Annotated in this window: 27 protein-coding genes, 3 pseudogenes and 1 riboswitch; of the genes and pseudogenes, 16 read left to right on the top strand and 14 right to left on the bottom strand. The window is 41.0% G+C overall.

Going from position 1 to position 26,308, the window contains the following annotated elements:
* Positions 1 to 472: 472 nt before the first annotated feature.
* Genes AC075J_RS08415 through AC075J_RS08405 form a run of 3 tightly spaced genes read left to right on the top strand, consistent with a single transcriptional unit; the run spans position 473 to position 2,243 of the window.
* Positions 473 to 979: an RNA polymerase sigma factor gene (locus tag AC075J_RS08415; protein ID WP_081017031.1), complete on the top strand. Its 507-nt coding sequence runs from the start codon at positions 473 to 475 to the stop codon at positions 977 to 979.
* Positions 980 to 1,474: a hypothetical protein gene (locus AC075J_RS08410; RefSeq protein WP_118616672.1), complete on the top strand. Its 495-nt coding sequence runs from the start codon at positions 980 to 982 to the stop codon at positions 1,472 to 1,474.
* Between the two features lie 4 nt (positions 1,475 to 1,478).
* The gene (locus tag AC075J_RS08405) at positions 1,479 to 2,243 is read left to right on the top strand and encodes a hypothetical protein (RefSeq protein ID WP_022380926.1); all 765 of its coding nucleotides are present in this window, start codon (positions 1,479 to 1,481) and stop codon (positions 2,241 to 2,243) included.
* Between the two features lie 63 nt (positions 2,244 to 2,306).
* Here the strand turns inward: AC075J_RS08405 and AC075J_RS08400 are convergent, their stop codons facing one another.
* The 11 genes and pseudogenes from AC075J_RS08400 to AC075J_RS08350 form a co-directional block, all read right to left on the bottom strand.
* Positions 2,307 to 3,275: a biotin--[acetyl-CoA-carboxylase] ligase gene (locus AC075J_RS08400; RefSeq protein WP_008707024.1), complete on the bottom strand. Its 969-nt coding sequence runs from the start codon at positions 3,273 to 3,275 to the stop codon at positions 2,307 to 2,309.
* Between the two features lie 177 nt (positions 3,276 to 3,452).
* Complete coding sequence (locus AC075J_RS08395; protein ID WP_022380928.1) at positions 3,453 to 3,674, bottom strand: hypothetical protein; 222 nt, start codon at positions 3,672 to 3,674, stop codon at positions 3,453 to 3,455.
* Positions 3,675 to 4,008: 334 nt separating this feature from the next.
* On the bottom strand, positions 4,009 to 4,701 hold the full coding sequence (locus AC075J_RS08390) for an LrgB family protein (RefSeq protein ID WP_055053348.1): 693 nt from the start codon (positions 4,699 to 4,701) through the stop codon (positions 4,009 to 4,011).
* The gene (locus tag AC075J_RS08385) at positions 4,698 to 5,066 is read right to left on the bottom strand and encodes a CidA/LrgA family protein (protein ID WP_020993269.1); all 369 of its coding nucleotides are present in this window, start codon (positions 5,064 to 5,066) and stop codon (positions 4,698 to 4,700) included. Before AC075J_RS08385 ends, AC075J_RS08390 begins: the two co-directional genes overlap by 4 nt.
* A 19-nt stretch (positions 5,067 to 5,085) precedes the next feature.
* The gene (locus AC075J_RS08380; RefSeq protein ID WP_022380930.1) at positions 5,086 to 5,553 is read right to left on the bottom strand and encodes a hypothetical protein; all 468 of its coding nucleotides are present in this window, start codon (positions 5,551 to 5,553) and stop codon (positions 5,086 to 5,088) included.
* Between the two features lie 317 nt (positions 5,554 to 5,870).
* Positions 5,871 to 6,302, bottom strand: a complete 432-nt coding sequence (locus AC075J_RS08375) for a hypothetical protein (RefSeq protein WP_008707032.1) — start codon at positions 6,300 to 6,302, stop codon at positions 5,871 to 5,873.
* Between the two features lie 65 nt (positions 6,303 to 6,367).
* Entirely contained in the window at positions 6,368 to 6,826 is a 459-nt protein-coding gene (locus AC075J_RS08370; RefSeq protein WP_055199850.1) for a metallophosphoesterase family protein, read from the bottom strand.
* Between the two features lie 69 nt (positions 6,827 to 6,895).
* Positions 6,896 to 8,122, bottom strand: a pseudogene (locus AC075J_RS08365) (endonuclease Q family protein); the annotation flags it as partial.
* A 76-nt stretch (positions 8,123 to 8,198) separates the two neighbouring features.
* A complete protein-coding gene (locus tag AC075J_RS08360; RefSeq protein WP_055053344.1) occupies positions 8,199 to 8,786 on the bottom strand; it encodes a M48 family metallopeptidase in 588 nt (195 codons plus the stop codon).
* Between the two features lie 59 nt (positions 8,787 to 8,845).
* A complete protein-coding gene (locus AC075J_RS08355) occupies positions 8,846 to 9,649 on the bottom strand; it encodes an HD domain-containing protein (RefSeq protein WP_055059455.1) in 804 nt (267 codons plus the stop codon).
* A 39-nt stretch (positions 9,650 to 9,688) separates the two neighbouring features.
* Positions 9,689 to 10,672 (bottom strand): DUF3878 family protein, encoded by a 984-nt coding sequence (locus tag AC075J_RS08350; protein WP_055059456.1) that lies wholly within the window; start codon positions 10,670 to 10,672, stop codon positions 9,689 to 9,691.
* A gap of 327 nt (positions 10,673 to 10,999) precedes the next feature.
* Here AC075J_RS08350 and AC075J_RS08345 point away from each other — a divergent pair, with 327 nt between their 5' ends.
* The 8 genes from AC075J_RS08345 (at position 11,000) to AC075J_RS08310 (ending at position 19,862) form a co-directional block, all read left to right on the top strand.
* The gene (locus AC075J_RS08345) at positions 11,000 to 11,386 is read left to right on the top strand and encodes an AbrB family transcriptional regulator (RefSeq protein ID WP_044996646.1); all 387 of its coding nucleotides are present in this window, start codon (positions 11,000 to 11,002) and stop codon (positions 11,384 to 11,386) included.
* Positions 11,383 to 11,679, top strand: coding sequence for a type II toxin-antitoxin system RelE/ParE family toxin (locus AC075J_RS08340; RefSeq protein WP_055059457.1), 297 nt, complete (start codon positions 11,383 to 11,385; stop codon positions 11,677 to 11,679). The genes AC075J_RS08345 and AC075J_RS08340 overlap by 4 nt, the downstream gene beginning before the upstream one ends.
* A 215-nt stretch (positions 11,680 to 11,894) precedes the next feature.
* Positions 11,895 to 13,484, top strand: a complete 1,590-nt coding sequence (locus AC075J_RS08335) for an AAA family ATPase (protein ID WP_055059458.1) — start codon at positions 11,895 to 11,897, stop codon at positions 13,482 to 13,484.
* A gap of 565 nt (positions 13,485 to 14,049) precedes the next feature.
* Positions 14,050 to 14,772, top strand: coding sequence for a LytR/AlgR family response regulator transcription factor (locus AC075J_RS08330; RefSeq protein WP_055053386.1), 723 nt, complete (start codon positions 14,050 to 14,052; stop codon positions 14,770 to 14,772).
* Between the two features lie 249 nt (positions 14,773 to 15,021).
* Positions 15,022 to 15,705 (top strand): hypothetical protein, encoded by a 684-nt coding sequence (locus AC075J_RS08325; RefSeq protein ID WP_147418846.1) that lies wholly within the window; start codon positions 15,022 to 15,024, stop codon positions 15,703 to 15,705.
* On the top strand, positions 15,689 to 16,519 hold the full coding sequence (locus tag AC075J_RS08320) for a sensor histidine kinase (protein WP_055053339.1): 831 nt from the start codon (positions 15,689 to 15,691) through the stop codon (positions 16,517 to 16,519). Before AC075J_RS08325 ends, AC075J_RS08320 begins: the two co-directional genes overlap by 17 nt.
* Positions 16,520 to 16,537: 18 nt before the next feature.
* Positions 16,538 to 17,425 carry an AraC family transcriptional regulator gene (locus AC075J_RS08315; RefSeq protein WP_022380938.1) on the top strand — a complete coding sequence of 296 codons (888 nt, stop codon included), beginning with the start codon at positions 16,538 to 16,540 and terminating at the stop codon, positions 17,423 to 17,425.
* A 169-nt stretch (positions 17,426 to 17,594) separates the two neighbouring features.
* Positions 17,595 to 19,862: a glycogen/starch/alpha-glucan phosphorylase gene (locus AC075J_RS08310; protein ID WP_118409206.1), complete on the top strand. Its 2,268-nt coding sequence runs from the start codon at positions 17,595 to 17,597 to the stop codon at positions 19,860 to 19,862.
* Between the two features lie 185 nt (positions 19,863 to 20,047).
* Here AC075J_RS08310 and AC075J_RS08305 read toward each other — a convergent pair whose 3' ends face one another.
* Positions 20,048 to 21,259, bottom strand: coding sequence for an MBL fold metallo-hydrolase (locus tag AC075J_RS08305; protein ID WP_476390239.1), 1,212 nt, complete (start codon positions 21,257 to 21,259; stop codon positions 20,048 to 20,050).
* 378 nt (positions 21,260 to 21,637) lie between these two features.
* On the opposite strand from AC075J_RS08305, the gene AC075J_RS08300 reads away from it, so the two are divergent.
* Complete coding sequence (locus AC075J_RS08300; protein ID WP_118759004.1) at positions 21,638 to 22,285, top strand: endonuclease III domain-containing protein; 648 nt, start codon at positions 21,638 to 21,640, stop codon at positions 22,283 to 22,285.
* An 80-nt stretch (positions 22,286 to 22,365) separates the two neighbouring features.
* Here the strand turns inward: AC075J_RS08300 and AC075J_RS08295 are convergent.
* Positions 22,366 to 22,464: pseudogene (locus tag AC075J_RS08295) on the bottom strand (DUF6783 domain-containing protein); the annotation flags it as partial.
* Between AC075J_RS08295 and AC075J_RS08290 the strand changes: the two are divergent.
* Positions 22,423 to 22,827: pseudogene (locus AC075J_RS08290) on the top strand (DUF6783 domain-containing protein). The pseudogenes AC075J_RS08295 and AC075J_RS08290 overlap by 42 nt on opposite strands.
* 95 nt (positions 22,828 to 22,922) lie before the next feature.
* On the opposite strand, the gene AC075J_RS08285 reads toward AC075J_RS08290, so the two are convergent.
* Positions 22,923 to 23,729, bottom strand: a complete 807-nt coding sequence (locus AC075J_RS08285; RefSeq protein WP_055060623.1) for a DNA-3-methyladenine glycosylase family protein — start codon at positions 23,727 to 23,729, stop codon at positions 22,923 to 22,925.
* Positions 23,730 to 23,881: 152 nt separating this feature from the next.
* On the opposite strand from AC075J_RS08285, the gene AC075J_RS08280 reads away from it, so the two are divergent.
* The 3 genes from AC075J_RS08280 to AC075J_RS08270 all read left to right on the top strand — a co-directional run.
* The gene (locus tag AC075J_RS08280) at positions 23,882 to 24,160 is read left to right on the top strand and encodes a type II toxin-antitoxin system HicB family antitoxin (RefSeq protein ID WP_008707065.1); all 279 of its coding nucleotides are present in this window, start codon (positions 23,882 to 23,884) and stop codon (positions 24,158 to 24,160) included.
* Between the two features lie 166 nt (positions 24,161 to 24,326).
* Positions 24,327 to 25,334 (top strand): fibronectin type III domain-containing protein, encoded by a 1,008-nt coding sequence (locus AC075J_RS08275; protein WP_055060624.1) that lies wholly within the window; start codon positions 24,327 to 24,329, stop codon positions 25,332 to 25,334.
* A gap of 101 nt (positions 25,335 to 25,435) precedes the next feature.
* Positions 25,436 to 25,544: riboswitch (TPP riboswitch) on the top strand.
* 314 nt (positions 25,545 to 25,858) lie between these two features.
* Positions 25,859 to 26,308 (top strand): phosphomethylpyrimidine synthase ThiC (locus AC075J_RS08270; RefSeq protein WP_476390238.1); only part of this gene is annotated, 450 nt, incomplete at its 3' end.

Genomic DNA, 26,308 nt, shown 5'->3' with positions numbered 1-26,308 from the left:
CCTTGTTAATCTGTCATATTGCCCCGCATTATCTTCCATATAAACATAAATGCTGTATTTCATTTCATTTCATTTCATTTCATTTCAATCAAGTATAGACCAAATCAGACAGGTTCGCAAGACCATCACTTAGAGATATTTTTATAAAAAATCCGCTAACCAACAGCCAACAACCAGCACAGAAAAATAGTTTGTTTTGTGTGCATTTGCAGGATACTTAGATATTCTTAGCCGGCAAAAATCTGCGTTATGAGAAAAATGACACACTGTCTGAGCCCCATGCGGCGAGTTTGTGGCATTTTTCTCATGCCTTTAGCAGATTTTTGGCAGCTTAGAATATCTTAGTGTCCGAAACCGCACACAAAACAAACTATTTTTCTGCGCGTCCCTTTTTTCTCAAAATTTCCAATATCTGAATCCATTCCCCCACCTCCTGCGTTATAATTAAATGAACAGGGAAAAGGAGACAGTAATGATCACAGAAAAGCAATATCTGGAATATCTGATTAAGCAATACCAGAACTTAATATATTCGATCTGCCTGAAATCTGTCGGTAATCCATTTGATGCCGAAGATCTCACTCAGGAAGTCTTTCTGTCTGCCTATAAGAACCTTTCCCGCTTTGATGGTAATTATGAGAAAGCCTGGTTAAGTAAGATTGCTGTCCGAAAGTGTCTGGATTATCTGAAAGCAGCCGGGCGGCGAAGTATTCCAACAGAAGACACCTACTTTTCCCAGATTCCGGACAGGCAATCCTCTCCCGAAGATGAATATATGAAAACTGCATCCAATACTCACGTAGAAGCATTGTGTATGCAGTTGAAAAGTCCTTACAAAGAAGTCGCTTACGCACATTTCTGCAAAGAATTATCAGTACCTGAGATTGCACAGCAGACAGGGAAAAATCCGAAAACAATTCAGACACAGCTCTATCGCGCAAGGGCAATGCTGAAAAAAATGCTTGAAAGGGGTGATTAGATGCATATTAATAAGAAGGATTTAATAGAATTTGACAACGGAAATATGAACACACAGGAAGTCATTGAGTTTCTGTCACATCTCGATCACTGCGATTTCTGTCTGGATCAGATGATGGAACAGGAAAACAACAGTACGGATACTGCTCCCGCCTATCTGATGGAACAGATTCTGGACAAAGCAGACTCCGGTGAAGTGCAGCTTGCCCGGGCAGCAAATAAAGCATCCCGCAAAATCCGGCTGCTCCATTACAGTCTTCAGACTGCTGCCGGTGTGATGGTTGCCCTGCTGCTTTTATTCAGTATCCCGAACCTGGATTTCACTTCCTTACATCAGGATACTTTCTCTCAGACAGACAGAATATTACCTGAGCATGAAAACGGCAGGCTCTACCAGTTCACCAGAGAACTCGGACAGAACATTGGTGATGGCACCGGTTCTTTTATAAAATATATCAGTGATTTTTCCGGCAAATTAATGAATGGAGGCAAATAAAAGTATGCAAAAACAAAAACGTGGATTCTGGCTTTTTATCTTCTCCCTGATCCCAGGTGCAGGAGAAATGTACATGGGATTCAAAAAACAGGGAATCAGTATTATGTTCTTATTCTGGGGCGTCTTTGCCATCGGAGCATGTACCGGAATGGACTGGCTTGTGTTCCTGATCCCGATCATCTGGTTCTACAGTTTCTTTAATGTGCACAATCTGAAGTCTCTTTCTGAGGAAGAATTTTACTCCATAGAAGATTCCTATGTCCTTCATATGGATGAACTGGCAGGAGATATCAGTTCTCTGCTTAAACATCACGGAAAGATAACTGCGATTCTTCTGATTTTCCTTGGTGCTTCTATTCTGTGGAACACCCTGGTAGATTTCCTCTATATGATCTTACCCGGATATCTGGCTGATGTTATCGGCAGATTCACATATCATCTGCCGCAGCTTGTGATTGCAGCTGCTATCATTTTTGCAGGGATTTATATTCTCACCCGCAAGAAGGATGCACTGGATGAAGAACAGCCCGACAGCTTTACTGAGGAAGAACATTACTGGACACCTTATCGTCCGTATCAGCAGAATATTTCGGATATGACAACTGACGCAGCTAAAAACACCACAGATACAACGAATCCCGATTGCTGCACAGATACAGATGTCACAGATAACATCACTACCGGCAACCCGGTATCTCTGAAAAAAGATTCTGCCGCCGAAGTGTCTCAGAAGGATGCTTCATCACAAACAACAAATTCTGAATCATGACACAAAATGGGATTGTCACATCAAGGAATCTACCTTCATGTAACAATCCCATTCTCATTATCCTCACATGGATACCGAAACTTCTCCAAAGGACAATATTGTCTCCTGTCCATCTTCTTCCCGTACTTTCAGCCGTCCGTCCCTGCATATCTCCAATGCAAATGCCTGTCTGGAAGAGTTTCCGTCTGTAATTGTGATCTGATGTCCCGGGATCATGTTATGTGTCACATAATCCGGAGATAATTTCAGATCTGCTGTTTCTTTTCTCAACTCGTTCACGATCATTGCAGTCAGTTTATTACGGTCAGTCTGTTCCGCATCTTCTTTTGTCTCATAAAGGGCTCCTGCTATACTTCTTAATTTCTGCGGCAGGTTCTCCTGGTCCAGATAGAGGTTCAATCCCATGCCAACTACCACAAACTCAATATTTCCACTCTCAAAATCTGTGACAGCCTCTGTGAGTATTCCACAGACTTTCTTTCCTTTATAAAACAGATCATTAACCCATTTAATATCAAGCTGGATTCCACAGAGCTGAGCAACTGCTCTGTAGACTGCCACTGCTGCCGCAGTTGTGATCAGCAGACTGTCATGTATGGTTCCCTGTGGCTTCAGGATCACACTCATGTAAAGACCTGTATCTGCAGGAGAATAGAATTCCCGGCCTCTGCGCCCCCTGCCTGCAGTCTGGCTCCTGGCAATGACAAATGCCCCATGTCCGGCCTCTCCCATCATAGCTTCTTTCTTGGCAGTCTGGTTCGTAGATTCCAGTTCATCATAAATATCTATCTTAACCTTCGGATCATCCAGAAACAGGCGGATTCCCTCCTGCGACAGACGGTTCGTATCCTTCGCAAGCATATATCCTTTATTCGGTCCTGCTTCTATATGATACCCTTCTTCCCGGAGCGACTTTACTGCCTTCCACACTGCTGCCCTGGTGCATCCCAGCTCACCGGCAATGCTCTCACCGGAAAGCACTTCTCCTTTATTCTTCTCCAGCATTTCCAAAAGACTTGATTTTACAGTCATAATTTCCCTTTCTTACTTTCTGTCCCATTATTTTCACGTTATCTCTTCTCTGATCATCTACTGCTAATCATATCATCTGGTATGCTTTTTGTCTAATGTTCTGCCGGAAATATCTTATCACATAATTTTCCGGTGTTACTGTTCACTCCGTTCTCAGTAACATTTTCCGTACAGTAATCAATTGTCTGTCAGGATTGCCACAATCCCCGCATATAACACCATAAATCCCATAACTACTGCAACCATGTCAGCAGAATGAAAATCAATATTAAATATCATACCACCTGCAACCATCACTTCCAAGGTAACGATCAGCCCCAGGATCACTGCCATTGTCCTTGAAAATTTATGTCTTTCCTTTCTTCTCATTCTCTGTGTGGTATTTACTGCATTCATCATTTTACTCCTCCTTCATGTCAGACAGATAAAAATCGCCCTTATCCTCTGATCGATTATGCCCGAACATATTTTCCGAACATATATTCTCTTTCTTTTGATATATAATAACATACCCATTTCAAAAATGGAAGAGTTTTTAGAACATTTGTTTGCCGTTTTTTTATTATAAATTTTTCCGGATTCTGAAACTTAAAATTAAGAAAGAATCCTGCCCGGAGGGCTTTTTTATGTTATAGGAACATTACGGAGTAATTTCCTATAACATAAAAAAGACTGCCGTGCCACTCATCACCTGCCACGACAATCCTCTTATCTGATTTTAATGTTATATTTTTTACATAAACTGAGCAAACACAGATGCACCTACAACTGTCAGCAGACCTGCAACCGCAATCGCAAGACTGCTCATGGCACCTTCTATTTCACCCAGCTCCATTGCCTTTGCAGTACCGATAGCATGGGCAGAGGTTCCAAGTGCCAGGCCCTTAGCAATCGGTTCTTCAATACGCGCAAGTTTGATCACAGTCTCTGCGAGCATATTTCCAAGAACACCGGTAATGATAATAACTGCAACTGTAATCGTTACTATACCACCCAGTTCTTCGGAAACACCCATTCCGATTGCTGTGGTAATAGACTTCGGAAGAAGTGTTACATACTGCTCATGACTCAGGCTGAACAGCTTTGCAAGGATCAGCACACTGACCAGACTGGCAAGCACACCAGAAACAATTCCAATGATTACAGCTTTCAGATTCTTTTTCAGAAGTTCCATCTGCTGATACAGCGGAACTGCCAGGCAGACCGTTGCAGGTGTGAGCAGGTAGCTTATATACTGACCGCTCTGATTATAGGTATCATAATCAATATGCAGTAAACAAAGCACAGCTATTACTGCAATGATCGCGATCAGAAGCGGATTAAAAATTGCCATCTTAAATTTTCTTTTCAAAAGAAGTCCTGCCTCATATGCGATCAGACTGATCGCTGCGCCAAAAAACAGGGAATTACTCATAAATTGTGTCATGATCTTTTCTGTCCTTTCTTTCTGTCCATACGAATAACTGCCTGTGTGACACGACCTGTCACAATCATTACCACAACTGTGGTGATCACTGTGATCAGAATGATCGGCACACATACCGGTTTCAGTATGCCCCAGGCTGTCAGTAATCCGACACCTGCCGGAATAAACATAACCGGCATGATCTCTATGAGAAATTCAGCTGCTTCTTTGACCTGTTCCAGCCTGATAATGTGTGTTCCCAGTGCGATCAGCATGATCACCAGTCCATACACACTTGCAGGTACAGGAAGCGGAATCAGAACATGTAATGCCTCTCCCATTGCGGATATCAGTAAAATAATCCAGAATTGTCTTACGTATTTCATTTTCAGTCTCCTCTAATCCTTACTGAACGGCTACAGGCTTCATCATTCCAGTTACCTGATCTTCGTACTCCTGAGTTTCCTCGAGAGATGCTCGACCGGTTCTCTGGATCTTTGTCACGCCCGGATACTGTCCCGGGAAAGATTCCAGCATGATCCCATCGCCGTATATCTTTACTTTATCCCCATTTTCCAATACATCATCGGAAATTAATTTTCCTTTTTTATTGTAAATGCCCTCTGCCGGTATGTCTGCGCTGAAAATAGTTCCATTGTTCAGATCCACAAAAACTCCGGTCTTCAGAAATTCTCCTGTCTCGATATAGATTGCAGAAATAGCATTTGCTTCCTCTTTCTGCTCTTCCTCCCTGACTATCTGTGCCTGCTTTCCTACCATATTCCAGAAAGCACCTCCCATTACAGCAAAAATGGCGAGCAGAACAATCATACCGATGATAAACTTCCAGTCTCGTTCTTTTTTATTTTTCAAATATTCAACTCCTTTATATTGGTCTAACCAATCTTGGTTCATTACGTTTTTTTATTATAGCGTATTCATCACAAATTGCAAGGTTGTTTCTGCGTAAAAAAAAAGTTTTTACAGAATCCTGATTCTTTTCTGCAAAAACTTTTTCTTCTATATATTATACTGTGGTAAGCAGAACTTCCATCCAGACTTCTTTACGAAAAAGAATAAATACGATATACTTTACATAAATTATAAAGGCTTTATCCAAAGGATTATTGAAGTAGAGACTGTGCTGTTACACACCCCTTGGGTCAAAAGAAATGTGGGAAAGGGCACACCTACCAATAATTCTTCTCTCCCATATATCCGAAAATCGAACGCCATCGAAGTTTAGATGCACATACCAAAGTTCCTGTGTCTCCATCTTCCAGCTCTGTTTTATCTTCGCAGTCGCTCCAGATGATACAATCCTCTTTCAGAATTATATTGGAATCGAGTATTTCGCATGAATAGCGTTCGTCTGCCGGAAATAACTTTAAGTATTTTAATCCCTGAAATTCCATTTCAATCATTGAATCTTCTTCATACTGCCGTTGTATTATTACTCTCAAAATCCTGCGATCGTTTACAGGATACATATCCAGGTTTTCATTAACATATGCTCCGCTCAGATAATGCATCTCTTTGATACAGCTATCATGGAAAAACGACACTCTTTCCATAAATTCCTTCAGCGAATTCTCATCTGTAATCTCATTCCACTTGTGCATATTATCACCACCTTCATTACTGTGTATTTTTTCTTCCCTCCTGACCAATCTACTTTGTCTTCTGTTTACTTTTCAGGAATCATAGCAACCTTTTCCCACTGATAGGTTCCATTGTCGACTGTCATTACTGCCATGGTAATCTCCTGGTCGAAGCGTCTGGGGCCGCAGCTTCCCGGGTTTAGCCATAGACGGTTGTCTATCATTTTTTCGAAGTATTTATGGGTATGTCCGAAGATGACTACCTGTGTGTCTTTTAAATCCCAGTCTACATCTTTTTTATTGTGAGTCATGAAAAATTTTACCCCTTCTATGGTAAAGTGTAAGGTTTTCGCCATTCCCTCTGCCCAATCTTTGTCGTTATTTCCTCGGACTACATAAATAGAACCCATCATACGCAGTGTATCCAGAATTTCCGGTTTGTTTACGTCACCTGCGTGGATAATACAGTCGCAACCCTTTAAAATTCCCAGTATTTCCGGCCTGAGCAGGCCATGGGTATCTGAAATAATCCCTATTTTCTTCATACACTATTTCCTCGCTAATCATTCTCTTATAGGCCGTTTTATAATTTCATCATTCTATGTTTAATTTTCATCAAACAATTCAATCTTTCCATATTCCCCATCATACCCCGGAATTCTCTTCACATTTCCGGTTCTTACATTTTCAATTCCTTCCGCAATCCGTTCTCCTGCACAGGATTTAATATCTTCTGACGGTACATTTCGCAGAATGTCGAATTCTGTCCCCAGTGTCTGAATCATCTGTTCAAAACACCCCTGCACTTTCTTACTTGCAGCGGAATAGCCCATACATGTAGAGATCACTTCCGGCAGAGGTACAAGGCTTTCATATTTCTTACCATCTTTTTTCACAAAACCTTCCGCTCTGTCTGCAAGCTGTTCTACTCTGTGATCTACGCCCATGGTCAGCTTCTTTCCGCAGACAGGGCAGATTCCTCCAAGCCGTTCTGCTTCCACCGGGCTTAATGATACACCGCATTTTCTGTGACCATCGAAATGATATTTCCCCTCTTCAGGAAAAAATTCTACTGTTCCTTCCAGCCCTTCGCCAGTCTGGATTGCCCGATAAAGTCCTTCATAGGAACAGTCAATATCCAACAGATTCGCCTCGCGCCCCAGCTTAGACGGGGAATGTGCATCTGAATTGGATACAAGCTGATAGCGGTCCAGTTTGGAAATTCTCCAGTTCATAGCCGGGTCAGAGGAAAGCCCTGTTTCCAGTGCATGTATATACGGTGCCAGTTCCTCGAAACATTCCTCTACAGAATCAAATCCTGATTTCGCACCTAATACAGAGAAATGCGGTGTCCAGATATGAGCCGGAATCAGAATTCCTTCCGGGCATACATCCAGCATCATTTCCAGAAGATCATGACTGTCCAGACCAAGAATCGGACGACCATCTGAGTGAATATTTCCGATTTTTTCCAGACGCTGTGCCATGGCATCTGCTGCCTCCAGACCGGGAAGCAGGATTACATTGTGTACTTTTCTGGTCTTTCCATTTTTCTTATAAATAGAACTGATTTCCCCGGAGACAACAAAACGTGTTCCTTCTCCCGGGAACTTCCGGCTTTCTTCTTTTACGTATTCATCTCTGAGACGATACAGGCCGTTTCCCTCTGAAACAAGTCTCTCCTTCAGTTCTTCTCTCCATACCGGATGCGTGAAATCACCTGTTCCAATCAGTGAAATTCCTTTCTTTCTCGCCCAGAAATCCAGATTTTCAGGCGTGCCCTCTTTGCTTGTCGCCATGGAAAATCTGGAATGAATGTGCAGATCAGCTATCATTTTCATTAACATTTATCCCCTTAAATTCACATCAAAGTATTTCTTTTCCAGAGTTATAAAATATCAACACCCAAAGATATATTTATAACTTCCATCCGTTTTCTTTCAGCCACAACTTGTACGTCTCATACTCCGGCATTACTTTCCCGACCTCGTCCCAGAATGCCTTCGAATGATTCATTTCCTTCAGATGGCAGAGTTCATGTACCACTACATAATCCAGCACTTCCGGAGGCGCCAGTATCAGTTTCCAGTTAAAGTTCAGATTCTTCTCACTGCTACAGCTTCCCCATCTTGTTTTCTGTTCTCTGATGGTGATATTGCGGTAAGAAACGCCCATGAGTCTGGCAAAATAAGAAACTCTTTTGGTAATCGTTTCTTTTGCTTTTCGTATATAGACATTTCGTTTCGATTCGCTCAGATCTGCGCTCAGCGGCTTCTGTTCCCGGTATTCTTTTGTCCGTTCCAGACATCCCAGAACCCACTCCTGCTTCTGGTTTACAAATCTTTTGATCCTCGGCAGACCTGTACGGAGAGGTGCGCGAACGATTACGTTTCCATCCCTGCGAACCTCCAGAGTCATGGTTTTTCTGGCACTTCTTATGACCTGATATTCAAATTCTCCGCAGGTGAATTTCTCCTGATTCTTCTCTGTTTTATCCATATCCATTTTGTTCACTCTTGTCTTTTCATATGTCCCCACCCACTGTTTATTGCTTTTCGCAATTTTTATTTTTTGTTTCGAATTCTCTCATCCATATATTCCCCCATCTCTGCTGCCAGAATATCCATCTTTTCCTGTGTTTCCGGCAATGCATAAGGAACCCTGTCCATGATCCTTTTCACATAATCATGTTCACGCATGATCTCATAGGTTTCCGGGAAATTGATGTCATAATACTGAGCAATATAGGAAATCCAGTAGTCCACTTTTGAAACTCTGTCTGAAGATAATACAGATTCCTTTGCCATACAGGACTCCCATACCTTTGGTGCGATTACTCCTTCACCAACACCCTTCTCATCCACTCCCAGAAGTGTTTCCATTGACTCTTCCAGCTTTACCCTGCAATTATCCAGCTTGTCTGCATCTCGGATTAACTTTGCATGAAGCAGGGTTCTCTCGTCCGTAATTCCTTCCAGTTTGAAATCACTGTGCTTCTCAATCGCAGTGCAGATCAAACTGTCAAACCTGTCATCCTTCACAAATCTGCGGATCATTTTCTCCGGTCCGAACAGAAGCTGTGCACCATATACTGCATGCTCCATGGTTCCCGGTTCAAAGCTGTCAAATCGTTTAATCTGTTCAAATCTTCCAATATCATGGAGCAATCCGATTACCTTCGCCAGCTGTACATCTTCCTCACCCAGCCCCATACGGCGGGCAATGTCCTCTGCTGCATCAACCACTCCATAAGTATGTACGATCTTCAGATGAATCTTATCATCTGCTCTGTCATATTCATCCAGATATGCTTCAAAAGCAGCTTTCGCTGCATCAAAGTCTCTTGTTAAGTCTAATAATTTATCCATTATTATTATAATCCCTTCTTTATTCCTGTTCGGACTACTTTATATTTTCTCAACCATTATTTTCTGCTTCCATACACCTTTTCTCACAATCATAAGATATACCTGAAACGATATGGAATCACAGTCATAAATGAAAGGTTCTTCTCTGTAGATCAGAGTCTGAACATTCTCTGCTTCCAATTCTTCTTTTCTTCGTTCAGCTTTTTCCATCAATTCATGTAGATATTTATTCTGTTTTCTGCCAAAATCTCTGTCCGGATAGACCGATGCTGCTTCCCTGATTTTTTCTCCCAGCAGAGTAATCACCGGTAAATGACTGCTCCTGCAAAGCATTCCGGCTATCTTTTTGGCATTTGATATATCCGAATTTTTTTCATAGCGCCTGAGCATTTTTCCCAGTTTTTCATCTCCTGCTTCCGTTGCCAGTTCCTGCATAACTGCCAGTGCTTCCGCCGTTACCTCCCATGGATTGTCCACCGGAACAATATACTTCTCCGGTACTGCCGGATAAAAAAGATAATTTAACGGTGGGAAATCACGCAGCATTGCCAGCTTTCCTTCATACTCAGTGCAATATTTTTCTCCCAGATACTCATATTTATCACGCAATATGGCAATCTGATACTCCATTACCCTGAGATTTTCATAGCCCTTCACCCAGAAATGTCCCAGCTCTCCATAATTATACAACTGTGTTTCCAGCAAAATATCTTCAAAGAATACAGTAAACACATTCTGCCCCTGATGAATCACCAAAATATACTCTGCCTCACATAAATCCCTGTCCGCTTTCTCTATAGAGCCCTCAAACTCTCCTTCATAATCCCTGACATAATTTCCCGTCATCCTGGCATTTTTCAGAATCAGAAAACTCTCCACTGCATCATTCATCAGATAGATCAGTCGTAATTCTCCACTCTCCGTCTGTCCGGTAAAACTATCTGGAATATCCACAAATTCACACTGTTCCTGCTCCAGAAGCAGATTTAATTTTTCAAAATTGTCTTCCATTATATCTTCCATCCTTAACTCCTGCTGTTTCTGTACAATGTCTTTCGCCGATTCTGTTTAACACACTTGATAAAAGAATCCATTGCATCGTTTCATGGAATTACCCCAATGCAGAAGCAGGATACATTTGCACAATTTTACAGATATATTTTTATGATATCACTAATCATATTTTCTGCCAAATAGAAAAATTTTTCTATTCAATAAAGAAACTGATTTTACTTCTCTGTAATTGACATCCCAAACATAATATTTTACAATATAACAAAGAACAAAGAAACCAAGCAGTATGTATATTACAGAATAAACAAACATAAAATAGGAAGGAGGCATACACGAATGGCAACAGCAACAATCCCATTGAAAGGCAGCGCATCCATGGAATCAAAAAAAGTCAGTATTTCATCTAAACGCCAGATTACTATCCCGCAGAAATTTTTTACGCTTCTGGGTTTTAATACGGAAGCAGAATGTATCATGCGTGGAAACGAACTGGTTTTACGCCCCGTTAAAGAAAATACCAGTGGTGAATTTGCCGAACAGATTCTTGCCGATCTGATCAGACAGGGATATAGCGGTGAAGAATTACTTGAGAAATTTAAACAGACACAGCGAAAAATCCGTCCGGCAGTTGAAGCAATGCTTGCCGAAGCAGACCGGGTCGCAGAATCTAAATCAGGAGGATACTCCTTAGAGGATGTTTTCGGAACGGAGGATGAAAAATGACACAGGTACAGATCCTTCCACCTGCAGCAAAATTTCTGAAAAAACTTAAAGATAAAAAGCTGAAATCTCTGTACAAAGAAGCTATTGAAATGATATGTGAAGATTATTCCATCGGCGAAGAAAAGACAGGTGATCTGGCAGGAATGTACGGTTATGACATTTATTATAATAAAACTAATTATGAACTGGCATATCGGGTGAGACAGCTTGATGATTTGATAATCATCATTATCATGGCCGGAACCAGAGAAAATTTTTACGAGGAGTTAAAACGTTATATACGCACTATATAACAGTACATATTTGTATCACAAGATAATCCCCCGGAAGTTAATCAGTACTTCCAGGGGATTATTCTATTGACAAAATTTATTCCTGCGCTCCCGTATCAGATGTCAGATATCTTTGCCATGTCTCATTGACATTCTGAATATAGCATTTTACAATAGAACAAAGAAACCAATCAGTATACATGATAAAAAACACTGAACAGAAAGGAGTCATTTCCATGGGACGATTTGTAAATTCGGGAAACAGCGCTTTTCAGGTTGCGCTGAATTCAGAAATCTATGTAGATAAAACCGGTTTACTGGCATATACAAATAAGGTTATGGACACCACTGCAAAATTCATATGCAACAGTCGCCCCCGTAGGTTCGGGAAATCCATCACTGCCGATATGCTCACCGCATATTACTGTAAAGGCTGTAGTTCCGAAGAAATGTTCTCATCTCTGGAAATCGGTCAGGCACCTGGTTTCACGAAATATCTGAATCAATATGATGTGATCCATCTGGATATTCAATGGTGTATGGAACCAGCCGGCGGTCCGGAGAATGTAGTTTCCTACATCACTGAAAAAACGATTCTGGAATTAAGAAATTATTACCCTGAAATTCTGCCTGACTCCATAAGCTCTCTGCCTGAGGCTCTGTCCTGCATTAACACTGCCACTGGTCAAAAGTTCGTAGTAATTATTGATGAATGGGATGTTTTAATCCGAGATGCCTCTACCGACCTGGTAGTCCAAGAGGAATACATCAACTTTCTCCGCGGTATGTTCAAAGGTTCTGAACCTACCAAATATATTCAACTGGCTTACCTCACCGGGATTCTTCCAATCAAAAAAATCAAAACACAGTCAGCTCTGAACAATTTTGCGGAGTTTACAATGACTGACGCCAGGATCTTTTCCAGATATATTGGCTTTACGGAGGAAGAAGTACGAATGCTCTGCGAAAAATACCACCGGGATTTCTCCAAAACCAAGCACTGGTATGACGGTTATCTGCTGGAGCAATATCAGGTATACAATCCTAAAGCAGTAGTAGAATTAATGATCTGGAATAAATTCCAAAGCTACTGGTCGGATACCGGAACCTACGAAGCAATTGTGCCTCTGATCAATATGGATTTTGACGGACTCAAAACTGCCATTATAGAAATGTTGTCCGGTAATTCCGTAGAAATCGATCCTACGACTTTCCAGAATGATATGGTGAACTTTACCTGCAGAGATGATATTCTTACCTGCCTGATCCATCTGGGATATCTGGGTTATGATCAGGACACTCATTCTGCATTTGTTCCAAACGAAGAAATCCGTCAGGAACTTGCCAAAGCTGTTAAACGAAAGAAATGGAATGAATTTCTGACATTCCAGCAGGAATCCTCAGAGTTGCTGGATGCCACTCTGGACATGGACGCAGACACTGTGGCCAGATCCATTGAAAAAATACACAATGAATACGCTTCAGCTATTCAGTACAACAACGAAAACTCCCTCAGCAGCATTCTGTCCATCGGTTATCTCAGCACTATGCGGTATTATTTTAAACCTATACGTGAATTTCCTGCAGGCAGAGGTTTTGCAGATTTTGTCTACCTCCCAAAACCAGAATATTCCAGAGATTACCCTGCACTTGTTGTTGAGTTAAAATGGAATCAAAATGCCCAGACCGCAATCCGGCAGATAAAAAACAGGCAGTACCCTGAGGCTGTTACAAATTATACTGACAATATTTTACTTGTTGGAATTTCTTATGATAAAAAACAGAAAACACATAATTGTGTAATCGAAAAATACTCTGAGAAATAATAAAGGGGCTGATTGTCCTTTACGAAGAACATCTTACCGATTATCTATACGAGAAAAGAAATGCAGGAATGGGAAGCTCTTGTAAGCTAACCCATTCCCACTCTCTGTCTATTCCTTCGTCATTTGTATTATTACCAGAAGTTTCCTGATACTTCCAATCACTTTATATATGTCCATAATGATTTTCAGACAGTCATTCTTATAATATTTTTCTTCTCCCATGGAAACAATACCGCTTTCACATATATTCTATATTCAGCGCTTGAAAGTACCAGGAATTAATAATTTTTCACGCACAAAATCTTTAAAATCGCTTCTTTGTTTCCATATCCTGATTGTATCACACAGACTCCCGAAATCGCATGCATTCACACAAACAACTATATTTCACTACATATTTAACCGATTTTTTCCAATCTTCCTCACAGACAAATTGCATCCCGTTATTTTTTATAGTATGATTATTGGAAATACAGTTCATTTTATCCATCTGGCATATCCGACAGATATTGTCACTGACATAAGAAACTACAACCACTTTAATCCAAAGGAGCTTAATCCAATTTTGAAACTTGCAATCTGCGAAGACAACCCTTCACATTATGAAATAATACATACTATTCTGCAAAAGTATCCTCCGGGAGCTTTTGAAATAACACATTTCGCATCCGGTGATGAATTTCTCCGGACTGTTGCTGAAAATGGATGTCCTTATTCCATTGTACTGACAGATATTGATCTTGGTTCTGACAATGTAAATGGCATCTCACTTGCAGAAAAGATCAACTATATCAGCCCGGACACTCAGATTATTTTTATCAGCCAGTATCTGCAATATGCTACCGCAGTATATGAGACAGAACATGCCTACTTTATCCATAAACAGCAGATGGAAAAGTATCTTCCTCTGGCTCTGAGGACAGCATGCCAGAAGCTCGAGAAACTGCATACACGGTATCTGTATTTCTCCGGAAATTCACGCAATTATCAGGTGCTCTGCTCCGATATTCTTTATCTGGAACGAAATCTGAGGCAGACCACGATCTATACCAGAACAGGAACATATACAACAAAAGAAAGACTGACAGCTCTTACAGAAAGAATGAAACCAGATTTCTGTCTCTGCCATAACAGCTTTGCCGTTAATCTTCATGCTGTACGTACTTACAGTCATAAGGGCATTATACTTTCTGATAATACAGAGATCCCTGTCAGCAGATCTTATTACCAGCAGTTTAAGGACGCGTTTGCTTTCATGATGCTTGCCGGTCACAGGGAGGTGCAGTAAATGAGCAGTCATATGATCAATCTATTCTTGTGTATTCTATCCAGCCTTTATCTGTGTTTTGGACTGCTTTACTTTTGCTGCAGGATCCTGCCAAGCAAACACAAGATCTCACTCCCGCTGTTTTTGTGTCTGTCAGTATTTATGGCACTGTTATTTTGGATCAAACGTGAATCACAGCATAATGGAATTACAATCGTATTTCAGCTTACAACATTTCTTGTAACACTTTTTTTATTCCAGGCATCTTTTATGAAAAAATTAGCCGTTTATTTTATTTTCCAGCTGCTGATAATCTGTCCGGAAATTTTATGTACCAGTGTTTTCATTGCACTTCATAATCTTTTTATACCGACCGATACCTATACTCCGCACAACCTGATATCCAGTTGTTCACCTGCAGAATATTTCGTTATCGAACTCTCCAACATCCTGCTTGGCCTGTTTCTTCTCTGGAAAATATCAGAAATCCTGCGGCAGTGTATAGATTATTTGAAAATACTCACCTTTTTACAACTGTTACTGCCACTGATCGCTCCGGTTTTTCTCAATGTTATAATTTCCCTTCAGAAAAAGCCCGAAGCAGTTCTGGCTCTGAGCATCATTTACTGGATCATATGCATCGGCAGTTATCTGTTGTTTCTGCGTGCAGTCCGTTCTTTAGCCCAACAGCACAGGGAATATTTACAGAAAAAAATGGAAATTAAGCTGATGAAAAAGCAGATAAACGATTCCGTTCAGTTAAGTAATGAATATGCCAGTCTCCGGAAATGGAATCACGATATTGAGAATCACATCATGTCTGTCATGTATTTGATGGATATGAAAAAATATGAGGAAGCAGAAACATATACCGCTTCTGTTCTGTCCCGGATTAATTGCAGACCACAAGAAAAACAACCAGAGGAGGATTGCAGTCATGAGAAAGAACATTAAATTGATTCCTTTATTTCTCTTCCTCTTTGTATTCCAGCTACTATATTTTCTGTCTACAATTTATACAGAAAAAATTGATCATATGTTTCTGATCCTAGCAGTATTTATGGTCCTTATCTGTATCCTTTTATACTGCGTTCTTTCTGATGTGTTAAAGAAATCCAATACTGAAATGGAACTGGCTTTTCTTCAAAAGCAGAAACAATTAAAACAGGAACAGGATTACAGTCTTCAGATTCGCAGACAGGATACTCGGGATTTTCAGATCAAAACTGTACAGGGACTTCAGGACTTCCAGTCACTCCTGGAACAGGAAAAATATGAACAGGCTGATACTGCCATCAGAAATCTGAATCAGACTTTTCAGAAGGAACGCTTTCATCCTTACTGTCAGAATAACCTGTTGCAGGCAATCCTGGAAGGGAAACGGCTTCGTGCAGAACAGAAACATATCCAGGTATCCTACGAGATCCTTTTACCGGAAAAGATTTCCATTAATACGACTGACCTGAGCAGTATATTTTTTAATCTTCTGGACAACGCTATCGAAGCTTGTAGCGCTTCCGGCAATCCTGATCCTGAAATCCGGCTGTCTGCAAACATTTCCAACGGATTTCTGACTGTGTATATGCACAATACCAAGAACCCGATGCAGACTTTTACACATAAGACTACGAAATCAGAACCGGGAGCTCATGGATATGGGCTTTCTATTATTGAAGATATCTGCCAGAAGTATAATGGCTCTTATCAGTGGATCGACCATAATAATACTTTTGATTCCATTGTCTTACTACAGATAAAAAATCTCTGAAAAAAGGAGGCGCTTTCCATGCCAGTTACTCCCACGATCGAAGTAGATGATACCCTGAAAGAACGAAGTTCTCACGGCTCCTTTGAACTTCCCATAGAAACTTATACAGACAACTGCGAAATCTTCCATTCCCTCTACAACCACTGGCATGACGAGATGGAACTGATCTATATTGAATCTGGCAGCGGACTGGTCCGTCTGAATAAAGAGATCCTCCGCGTCAAGGCCGGTGACCTGATCATTGTGAACCGTGGGGTTCTCCATGGCATAAAAACAGATCTGAAGAATATCCTTTATTTCCGTAGTATTGTTTTTGACCTGAACTTTCTGTCAGGCCCGGCGGGAGATTTATGTCAGGAACGTGTCATTTCCCTGTTGATGGATAATCAGGCGGAATTTACCCATATTATTTCCAGATCTGATGACAATTATGGGAATATCTGCCTGCTTTTTGACAGGATCCATTCCTGCCATAAAGAAAAAAAGCCGTATTATTTCGTAAAATTAAAGGCTCTGTTCTTCAGCTTTTTCTACGAAATGCTCATGGGAAATTACATCACTCCCGCAGATAAGGAAGAGAACAAAAGTCTTGCTTCTATTAAAAAGATCCTGGACTACATCAACCTCAATTATTCACAGTCACTGACCGCGGCAGAGCTCACTGCGCTCTCCAATTACAGCGAATACTACTTTATGAAACTGTTTAAGCAATATACCGGCAAGACTCTGATCGCCTACATCAATGACCTGCGCATCGAGAAAGCCAAGCCTCTGCTTCTGCATTCCGACTCCTCTGTCACAGAGATCGCACTGGAAGTAGGTTTCAACAACACCAGCTATTTCATCAAGAAGTTCCAGCAGGCAACCGGAATGTCTCCTCATAAGTTTCGCAGAAACCTGTCATAAAATCGCAATTTTGTTGTATTTTTTTGAATAGACTGCTGATATAGTTATAGATGTCAGCAAGAGAACTTCTCTTACTGATATAACCCAAAACAATACACTATTCAAACCTAAAAAAATAAGCAATCTAACTCATAAAAAACACATATTTATTTCAGAAAGGGAGATTACGATGGAAAATTTAGAAAAGCTCATCTATGACCTGTATAAGAAAAATGCACGCCAGTGCACAAATGAAGAAATTTACAACGCATTATTAATCTATACAAAAAATCAGCTCTTTGAAAAAGGCTATCAGAATGGAAAGAAGAAAATCTATTACATTTCCGCAGAATTCCTGATCGGTAAATTATTATCCAACAACCTGATCAATCTGGGAATCTATGATGATGTTGCTGCATTCTTAAAAGAGAATGGAAAAGCCATCGCTGACATCGAAGAAGTTGAACCGGAACCATCTCTTGGAAACGGTGGTCTTGGACGTCTGGCAGCATGCTTCCTGGATTCCATCGCAACTCTCGGTCTTCCGGGCGAAGGTATTGGTCTGAATTATCATCTGGGTCTTTTCAAACAGCTCTTTGAGAACAGACTTCAGAAAGAAACTCCGAACCCATGGATTGAAAAACACAGCTGGCTCACACCTGCAGGTGTTTCCTATACTGTACCGTTCCGCGGATTCTCACTAAAATCTTCCCTGTACGATATCGACGTTGCAGGCTACAATAACAAATCCATTCATCTGCACTTATTTGACATCGATCTGGCAGACGAATCTATGGTTCACGATGGAATTTCCTTTAACAAAAAGGACATCCTTCACAACCTGACACTGTTCCTGTATCCGGATGACAGCGATGATGACGGACGTAAACTCCGTATCTTCCAGCAGTACTTCATGGTATCCAATGCTGCACAGTTCATTCTTGACGAGGCAACAAAGAAAGGCTGCAATCTGCATGACCTTGCAGACTACGCAGTGATCCAGATCAACGATACTCACCCAAGTATGATCATTCCTGAACTGATCCGTCTCCTGACAGAACGTGGAATCGCCTTTGATGAAGCTGCTGAAATCGTATCCAAAGTATGTGCTTACACAAACCATACTATCCTTGCAGAGGCTCTGGAAAAATGGCCAATGGACTACCTTCTTGATGTAGTTCCTCACCTTGTACCAATCATCGAAAAGCTGGATGAAAAGATCAAAGCAAAATATCCTCAGGAAAATGTAGCCATCATCGACAAGAACAACCTGGTTCACATGGCACATATGGATATCCACTATGGATTCTCCATCAACGGTGTTGCTGCCCTGCATACAGAAATCCTGAAAACAAGCGAGCTGAAAGCTTTCTATGATATTTATCCGGAGAAATTCAACAACAAAACTAACGGTATCACATTCCGCCGCTGGTTAATGCACTGCAATCATCCACTGACAGACTATATTACCTCTCTGATCGGTGATGAGTTTAAAACAAATGCAACTGCTCTGGAAAATCTCCTGAAATATAAGGATGATGAGGCAGTTCTGAACAAGCTTCTTGAGATCAAAACAGAAGCTAAGAAAACCTGTAAAGAATTTATCCTCTCTAACACAGGTGTTGAAATTAATGAGAACAGCATCTATGATATCCAGATCAAACGTCTCCATGAGTACAAACGCCAGCAGTTAAATGCTCTGTACATCATCAGCAAATATCTGGAGATTAAGGGTGGCAAAAAACCATCTCAGCCTGTAACCTTTATCTTTGGTGCAAAAGCAGCTCCTGCTTATGTGATCGCAAAGGATATCATTCATCTTCTGCTCACACTCCAGGATCTCATCAAAGATGATCCGGAAGTTGCACCATACATGAAGCTTGTTATGGTTGAAAACTACAATGTATCCGCAGCCGAAAAATTATTCCCTGCATGCGATATTTCTGAGCAGATCTCCCTGGCTTCCAAAGAAGCAAGTGGTACAGGTAACATGAAGTTCATGCTGAACGGTGCCGTTACTCTGGGAACTATGGATGGCGCTAATGTTGAGATCAGCGAACTGGTTGGTGAAGATAACATCTATATCTTCGGTGAATCCAGTGAGAAAGTTATCGCACATTACGAGAAAGCTGACTACTGCTCCAGAGATATTTATGAAAATGACAAACGCATCAAGGAATGTGTTGACTTCATTGTAAGTGAAAAGATGCTGGCACTTGGCCACAAAGAAAATCTCGAAAGACTGCACCACGAACTGGTAAGCAAAGACTGGTTTATGACACTGCTTGACTTCAACGATTATGTTGAGAAGAAAGATCAGGCACTGGCTGATTACGCAGACAGAAAAACATGGGCAAAGAAGATGCTGGTTAATATTGCAAAAGCCGGATTCTTCTCTTCTGACAGAACTATCGAACAGTACAACAACGATATCTGGCACCTGACACCGGCAAAATAATCCAATAAAATTTGTGATCATATAAATTCTGTAAAAAACAAACAGCAGGCATTGTATATTCGATGGAATATACAGATGTCTGCTGTTTTATGTTTATCAGATCATAAAATCATAAAAATCTCCCACTGTGTTAATTCAAATCAGACTATAACTACGGCAACCGAATCCGAGCAAAATATACCGCTTTATATATCCTTGTAATAAGCAGGAGAGATAACATCCGCCTCCTTACAGGAACATCCGTTCTCATAACTGTCGCAGCAGTCACAGTTTGAACAGTACATATGAGTATCCGGGATATAAAACAAGCCTCCATAGAGCGGTGAAGTACGGAGTTCTTTTGACTCTTTCTTGCTGTTGGCAAAATGGATTCCATTAGAGATTAGCATATTTTCAGGTTCATACTGAGAGAAATCAAAATAATGTCCCTGTGTTCCATGATGGGGCACCTTGATACACCAGTAATGTTCGTATAATGGCAATTTTCCATCATAGTTCTCTGCGATCATTTTCAGATGCTCAGGCTGTGCATCCCCGGTAAACAAAAGATTTAATTCTCCGTCTCTGGCATTCTGGAACACAATACTGATCTTATGTTTGAACTGCCGCAGATTTATCTGATTCTCATTCAGCCATGCCAGCAGTTTCTTAAAATCAGGAAGTGCTTTGATTCTGCGAAATTCACGCTCATACACATATGCCCGGATAATTTTCTGACGGACCTCCGGCTGTTCTGTCAGCTCAGATGCTGTTAAATCTGTTTCTTTTTCCACAGTTTCCGCCGGTTTATTGCCTTCAGCAGTCATAGACCATACGATCAGTCTCAGTTTCTCTGCAAATTCAAGCAGAACATCCATTACTTCTTTAAATTTCCCGTCTTCACAGATTCTGTTATAGACTTCGTCCGTCTCCTTCCAGATTACATCTGTATCCGGCCAGAGTGCCTGATATTTGTTTTCAAACAGTTTTCCCCTGCTTAACAGTTCCACGTTCTGTTTGTTCTCCAGAAGTGCATCCACCAGTGCAAACAGGCTGACCTGACGGCTTGGCAATCCGGATTCTTTTAACAAATCTGCCAGAAGCAGCAACACCAGTGTTCTGCTCATTTCTTTTTTTGAAAAAACATCGGGAAGATAAATTTTCCCAAAGTCAACAGAAATATCTTTTTTCTTCATCATATAAAGAAGCCCTGACAGATGATCCATATGAAAATGTGTCAGAAGCAGATTTTTACTCTTGATCGTAGACAGATCTGAGATGATCACATCAAATATTTCTTTTCTGGGGCGCCCCTCTATCCTGCTGTTATTTGTTCCGAAATCTACCAGCAGACTCTTCTTTCTGTCCCGGAGACAGAAGCAGTCTCCGAAACCTACATTATACATTCGTACCTTCATTCTTTTCCCTCTTGTTTACAATGGTTAGTTTTATTTTAATATAGGGAAATTGGAAATGCAAGAGGGTGTTGTTTGTGTTATTATAGTGTCGTATGATTACTGGTTACTGTTCACATATCACTATTCCGCGAGGTGTTTTAGCATAAATATGCCAAAATCCCGAGACATACAAGCCAAACTCCCATTGCCGCAGGCAATCTGGAATGAATTTTGGCTGCGTTACTGAGAACAGAGTAAACAGTAACTCATCTGAAATAAAAGAGCGTGTTTGAAAAATGTTTTTCGCAAGATGTGTGTCATGATTTGTGAGAATGATTTTTCAAATACACCTGAGGAAAAACAAATATAAAATATCAGCAGAATGGAGATAGAACACTTATGACAAAACAGGAACTGGCTCTCGAGGTCATTGAACGGTTAAAAAAGGAATATCCTGATGCAGACTGCACTCTGGATTATGATAATGCATGGAAATTACTGGTAAGTGTGCGTCTGGCTGCACAGTGTACAGATGCAAGAGTAAATGTAGTTGTACAGGATCTGTATGCAAAGTTTCCTACTGTAGAAGCTCTTGCAAATGCAAATGTTGCAGATATCGAAGCAATCGTACGTCCCTGTGGTCTGGGTAAGAGTAAAGCAAGAGATATCAGTGCCTGCATGAAAATCCTCCACGAACAGTATCATGACAATGTTCCCGGGGATTTTGATGCTCTGCTGAAGCTTCCCGGAGTTGGAAGAAAGAGTGCCAATCTGATTATGGGAGATGTATTCGGCAAACCGGCGATCGTGACAGATACCCATTGCATCCGTCTCTCCAACCGCATCGGTCTGGTCGATAATATGAAAGAACCTAAGAAAGTAGAAATGGCTTTATGGAAAATCATTCCGCCCGAAGAAGGCAATGATCTCTGTCACCGCCTGGTCAATCATGGCCGCGATGTCTGTACAGCACGCACTAAACCTTACTGTGACAGGTGCTGTCTGAATGATATCTGTGAAAAAAATGGTGTAGACAGCCAGGAATAATTACTTTATACACATATAACCAAAATAATCCATACCATTATACACATTATCCCAAAGAAAATCCCCATCTCTGTGTTTCTTTAACCAGAGCGTGTCTGAAAAAGGCTTTCTGCAAGATGTGCGTCACAATTTGTGGGATATTTTGCCCGGATGAGGGCGCCGTAGTGGGCTACGGCAACTGAATTCGGGTGAAATATCCCGCAAAGTGGGGCGTGCAGATTGCGGGAATGATTTTTCAGACACACTCTAGCTCAGCAGATGAGGACTTTCTTATTTTCCTAAATGTGCTCCTCAAGGCTTGCGAAGAAAAGTTCATAGAAATCGTCTTCCCCTGCAAGCTTCGGAGAGTTTTCACCTCCACCGTTGGTACTTCTTCGCATGGTAGCATAAAATTCTTCTCCGGCTGTGATCAGATCCATCTCATAAATCTGATATCCCAGTTCCCGACACTTCGCACAGAAAGCGGCAAGCGGCTGTTCTGCCTTTCTGGTGTCCATCAGTTCCTGCCAGATGTTACGGTCTTTCAGTGCTTTTTCTCTTAATTCGTCTAACATTGCTCCGATTTCCATAATAACATTCCTCCTCTTTGTTTTCTGACCTTCATCAAATAACTATTCCATCGTTATCTGCTGAATTGTTACTTCATCAGTTCATAATAAAATATATACTGCTGCATCACGCCCCGGCAGCCCTTATAACGTCTGTTTGGAAATCCCCGTTTATAATGGGCATCCAACGCCTGGCGGATGTGAGTATCTACAGGAAATGCATCCAGCTGATGCAATCCGAAAAGACAGATACAGTCAGCTACTTTCTCACCAACTCCATATAGTCCCAGCAGTTCTTTTCGTGCAGCTTTATAAGTCATATCATACAGACTGTTAAGTGAAATATCTCCGAAACAGACTTTTCTGGCTGTGTCCAGCACATATTTTGCTCTGTATCCCAGATTACACTCCCGAAGCTGTTCCTCCGTTGCCAAAGCCAGTGCCTCTGCAGTCGGAAACGCATAATATTCCGCACCTGTGCTGCTTGTTTTTCTTACTCCAAATTCCCGGCTGATATTTTCAATACACTTCTTTATTCTTGTAATATTATTCTGTTGAGAGATCAGGAATGAAATAATCATCTCCCACAGATCCTGCTGCAGAATGCGGATTCCGCTTCCCATCTCTCCTGCTGCTGTCAGATATTTATCCCTTGGATTGATCATGTTTATATATTCACTGTAATCACAATCCAGATCAAAATACCGGATCCAGAAGAAAATGAAATCTTCTTCCGGACAAAAGAAATTGACAATTCCTCTCTCCTGAGTCAGTTCCAGATATTTATCTCCCGCAATCACCCGGTAACGGTCATCACCGATCTGATCCATCCGAAAGCACTGCCCGGATCTGCAGATCTGCCCCAGGTCAAAATTATCCATTTCTATTGTCAGCATACTATATAACCCCTTATCCTTCTATTACCAATGTTACTGTTCACTCCGTTCTCAGTAACGTTACTAATAACTCTTTTTTTTTCTTGATGAATATATGAATGTATTATATACTATTCTAAGTATAAACGTAAAGCAGAAAGGGGTTCTTACCAATGAAATTTATATATCCTGCGGTTTTCCGCAAAAATGAAGAAGGCAGATATAAAGCATTTTTTCCGGATCTTGCCTGTTGTGAAGCTGAAGGCGACACTCTCGACGATGCGATTGATAATGCAAACGAGGCTGCTTATAACTGGATTTATGCAGAAGTAATGGAAGATGAAATGGATCTCCCTGCAATTTCCGATGAATCCGATCTGGATCTGCTGGAGGGAGATATTGTAAGAAATATTCAGGTCAATATCCGTATGTATGACGGATGGGATGAGTAACCACTACCCGCAACGACAAATTACAGAAATTCAGCTCCGTTATGTTACAATAAATCAAACATTAACGGAGCTTTTTTATTATTTAAATCTGCTCAGACACACTTCGGTGTACTATCTGCAAAACAATTTTTTTCTCTCGTTTTGCACTTCAAAAGGAGGTTTTACTATGAAAGCAAGAAGTTTTAAAAAATTCTTTGTGAGTATTGCACTCAGTGCTGTTCTCACGTTATCGTCCGCTTCCTCTGTATTCGCAGCCACAGCACAGCTGGCACCCGCTGAACAATCTGTGGAACAGGCTCAAAGTGACGATTCTGACACCCCTGCCATTGAATCATCCGATGCACAGAATGCCTGCGCTTCTCTTACCGCCCAGCCAGGGATCAGACAGACAGCAGCTTCCGAGAATTCTGTAACTATTCAGTGGAACCCTGTTACCAATGCTTCCAAATATGCTGTCAATATCAGCCCTTTAAGTTCCTCTTCCTATCGTTTTCTCGGCTATATTGGCAATACCCGCAACAAAGCTAAGATCAATAAGCTAAAAGCAGGAACTGCTTACGTTATTAAAATCACAGCACTGAATTCATCCGGCATTGCGATTTCTTCCCGTACTGTGGGATGTACCACGCTTTATTCAAAGGTAAAGATTAAATCTTCCTATGCATCAACCGGCAGATATACCTTCAATATGCAGACTGTAAACCCTTCAAACTCCATTACAGGTTATAAGGTTGTATACCAGAGTTCTGCAGCCCACAAACTTATAACTAAATATTTTAATACCAGATATTCCTTTACCATTCCAATATCCGGCAATACATTTTATCAGGTGAAGATTTACCCTTACCTGGTTCTGGGAAATAAACGGTATGTAAGTTCAACCTCTACGGACAGATATATTTCCAATGTCATCACTCTTCAGAAAGCAGGCAACACAAACAGCTCCATGAGCGTAAAATGGAACAGAACTGCCGGTGCAGACAATTACAGTATTTACATAAAATATCCGGGAAGCAGTTCTTTCAAAAAAGTAAAAACAACAACTTCCAATTTCTTTACACTCACCGGAATGAAAAAGAATACCAAGTACGGCATTAAGGTAATTGCCAATAAAAAAATGAAAAACAAAGTATGGCATTCTGATTCCAAAGCCTATAATATGTCCTTAGTCTGACCATAGTTATCCATAGCAATTGCATAAATCCGGCTACGTTATCAATGACGTAGCCAAAATTTTATATTGACTTTCCCATATCTAAGTGATACACTGATTATAATTGAGACAAGGGGTGCTTGTGTAAACAGGCTGAGAGTAAGCTGTATCGCTTTAACCCATTACCTGATTTGGATAATGCCAACGTAGGGAAAGTTATAGTTCTTCCACACTGCAATATGCTTGTTGGCATATTGCAGTTTTCCTTTTACTCTGAACGGACATATCATATATCTCCCCCTTGTTTTAATTGCGGACAAATAGTCAGGCAAATGATTTCATACGCCTGAAAGGCAATAAAATATTGCCACGACAGACCGGGGGCACCACTCTCTGTCACACCAGTAGTTTACTTAAAAACTTACGAATATGCGCAGGTGCAAGTCCCTGCTGTATGCAGGAGGCGCAGTTCATTTAATATTGCTGTTTATCTATTACTATGTGCAGCAATTAAGAGCCCACAGTGCAGGGCAAGGAGGAAAAAAATGACACAGTATACAACGCAGATGGACGCGGCACGTCAGGGAATCATCACACCACAGATGGAAATCGTAGCAGAAAAAGAACACTTTGACGTGGAAGAATTAAGAGAACTGATTGCAAAAGGACAGGTAATTATTCCCTGCAACAAAAATCACAAGAGCATCAGTCCGAGCGGTGTCGGTGCAAAGCTGACCACCAAGATCAATGTAAATTTAGGTGTTTCCAGAGACTGGAAAGACGTTGATATGGAATACGAAAAGGTACATTCAGCAGTAGAAATGGGTGCAGAAGCCATCATGGATCTCAGCTCCTACGGAGATACCAGAAGCTTCCGCCGCAAACTTACATCCGAATGTCCGGCAATGATCGGTACTGTTCCGATCTACGACGCAGTAGTATATTATCACAAAGCACTTGGCAAGATTACTTCTGAAGAGTGGATTGATATCGTA

This window comes from Blautia sp. ZXY-1-C6, assembly GCF_056339875.1.
The sequence above is the reverse complement of the archived record's forward strand: the minus strand, read 5'-3'. Positions and strand labels throughout refer to the sequence as shown.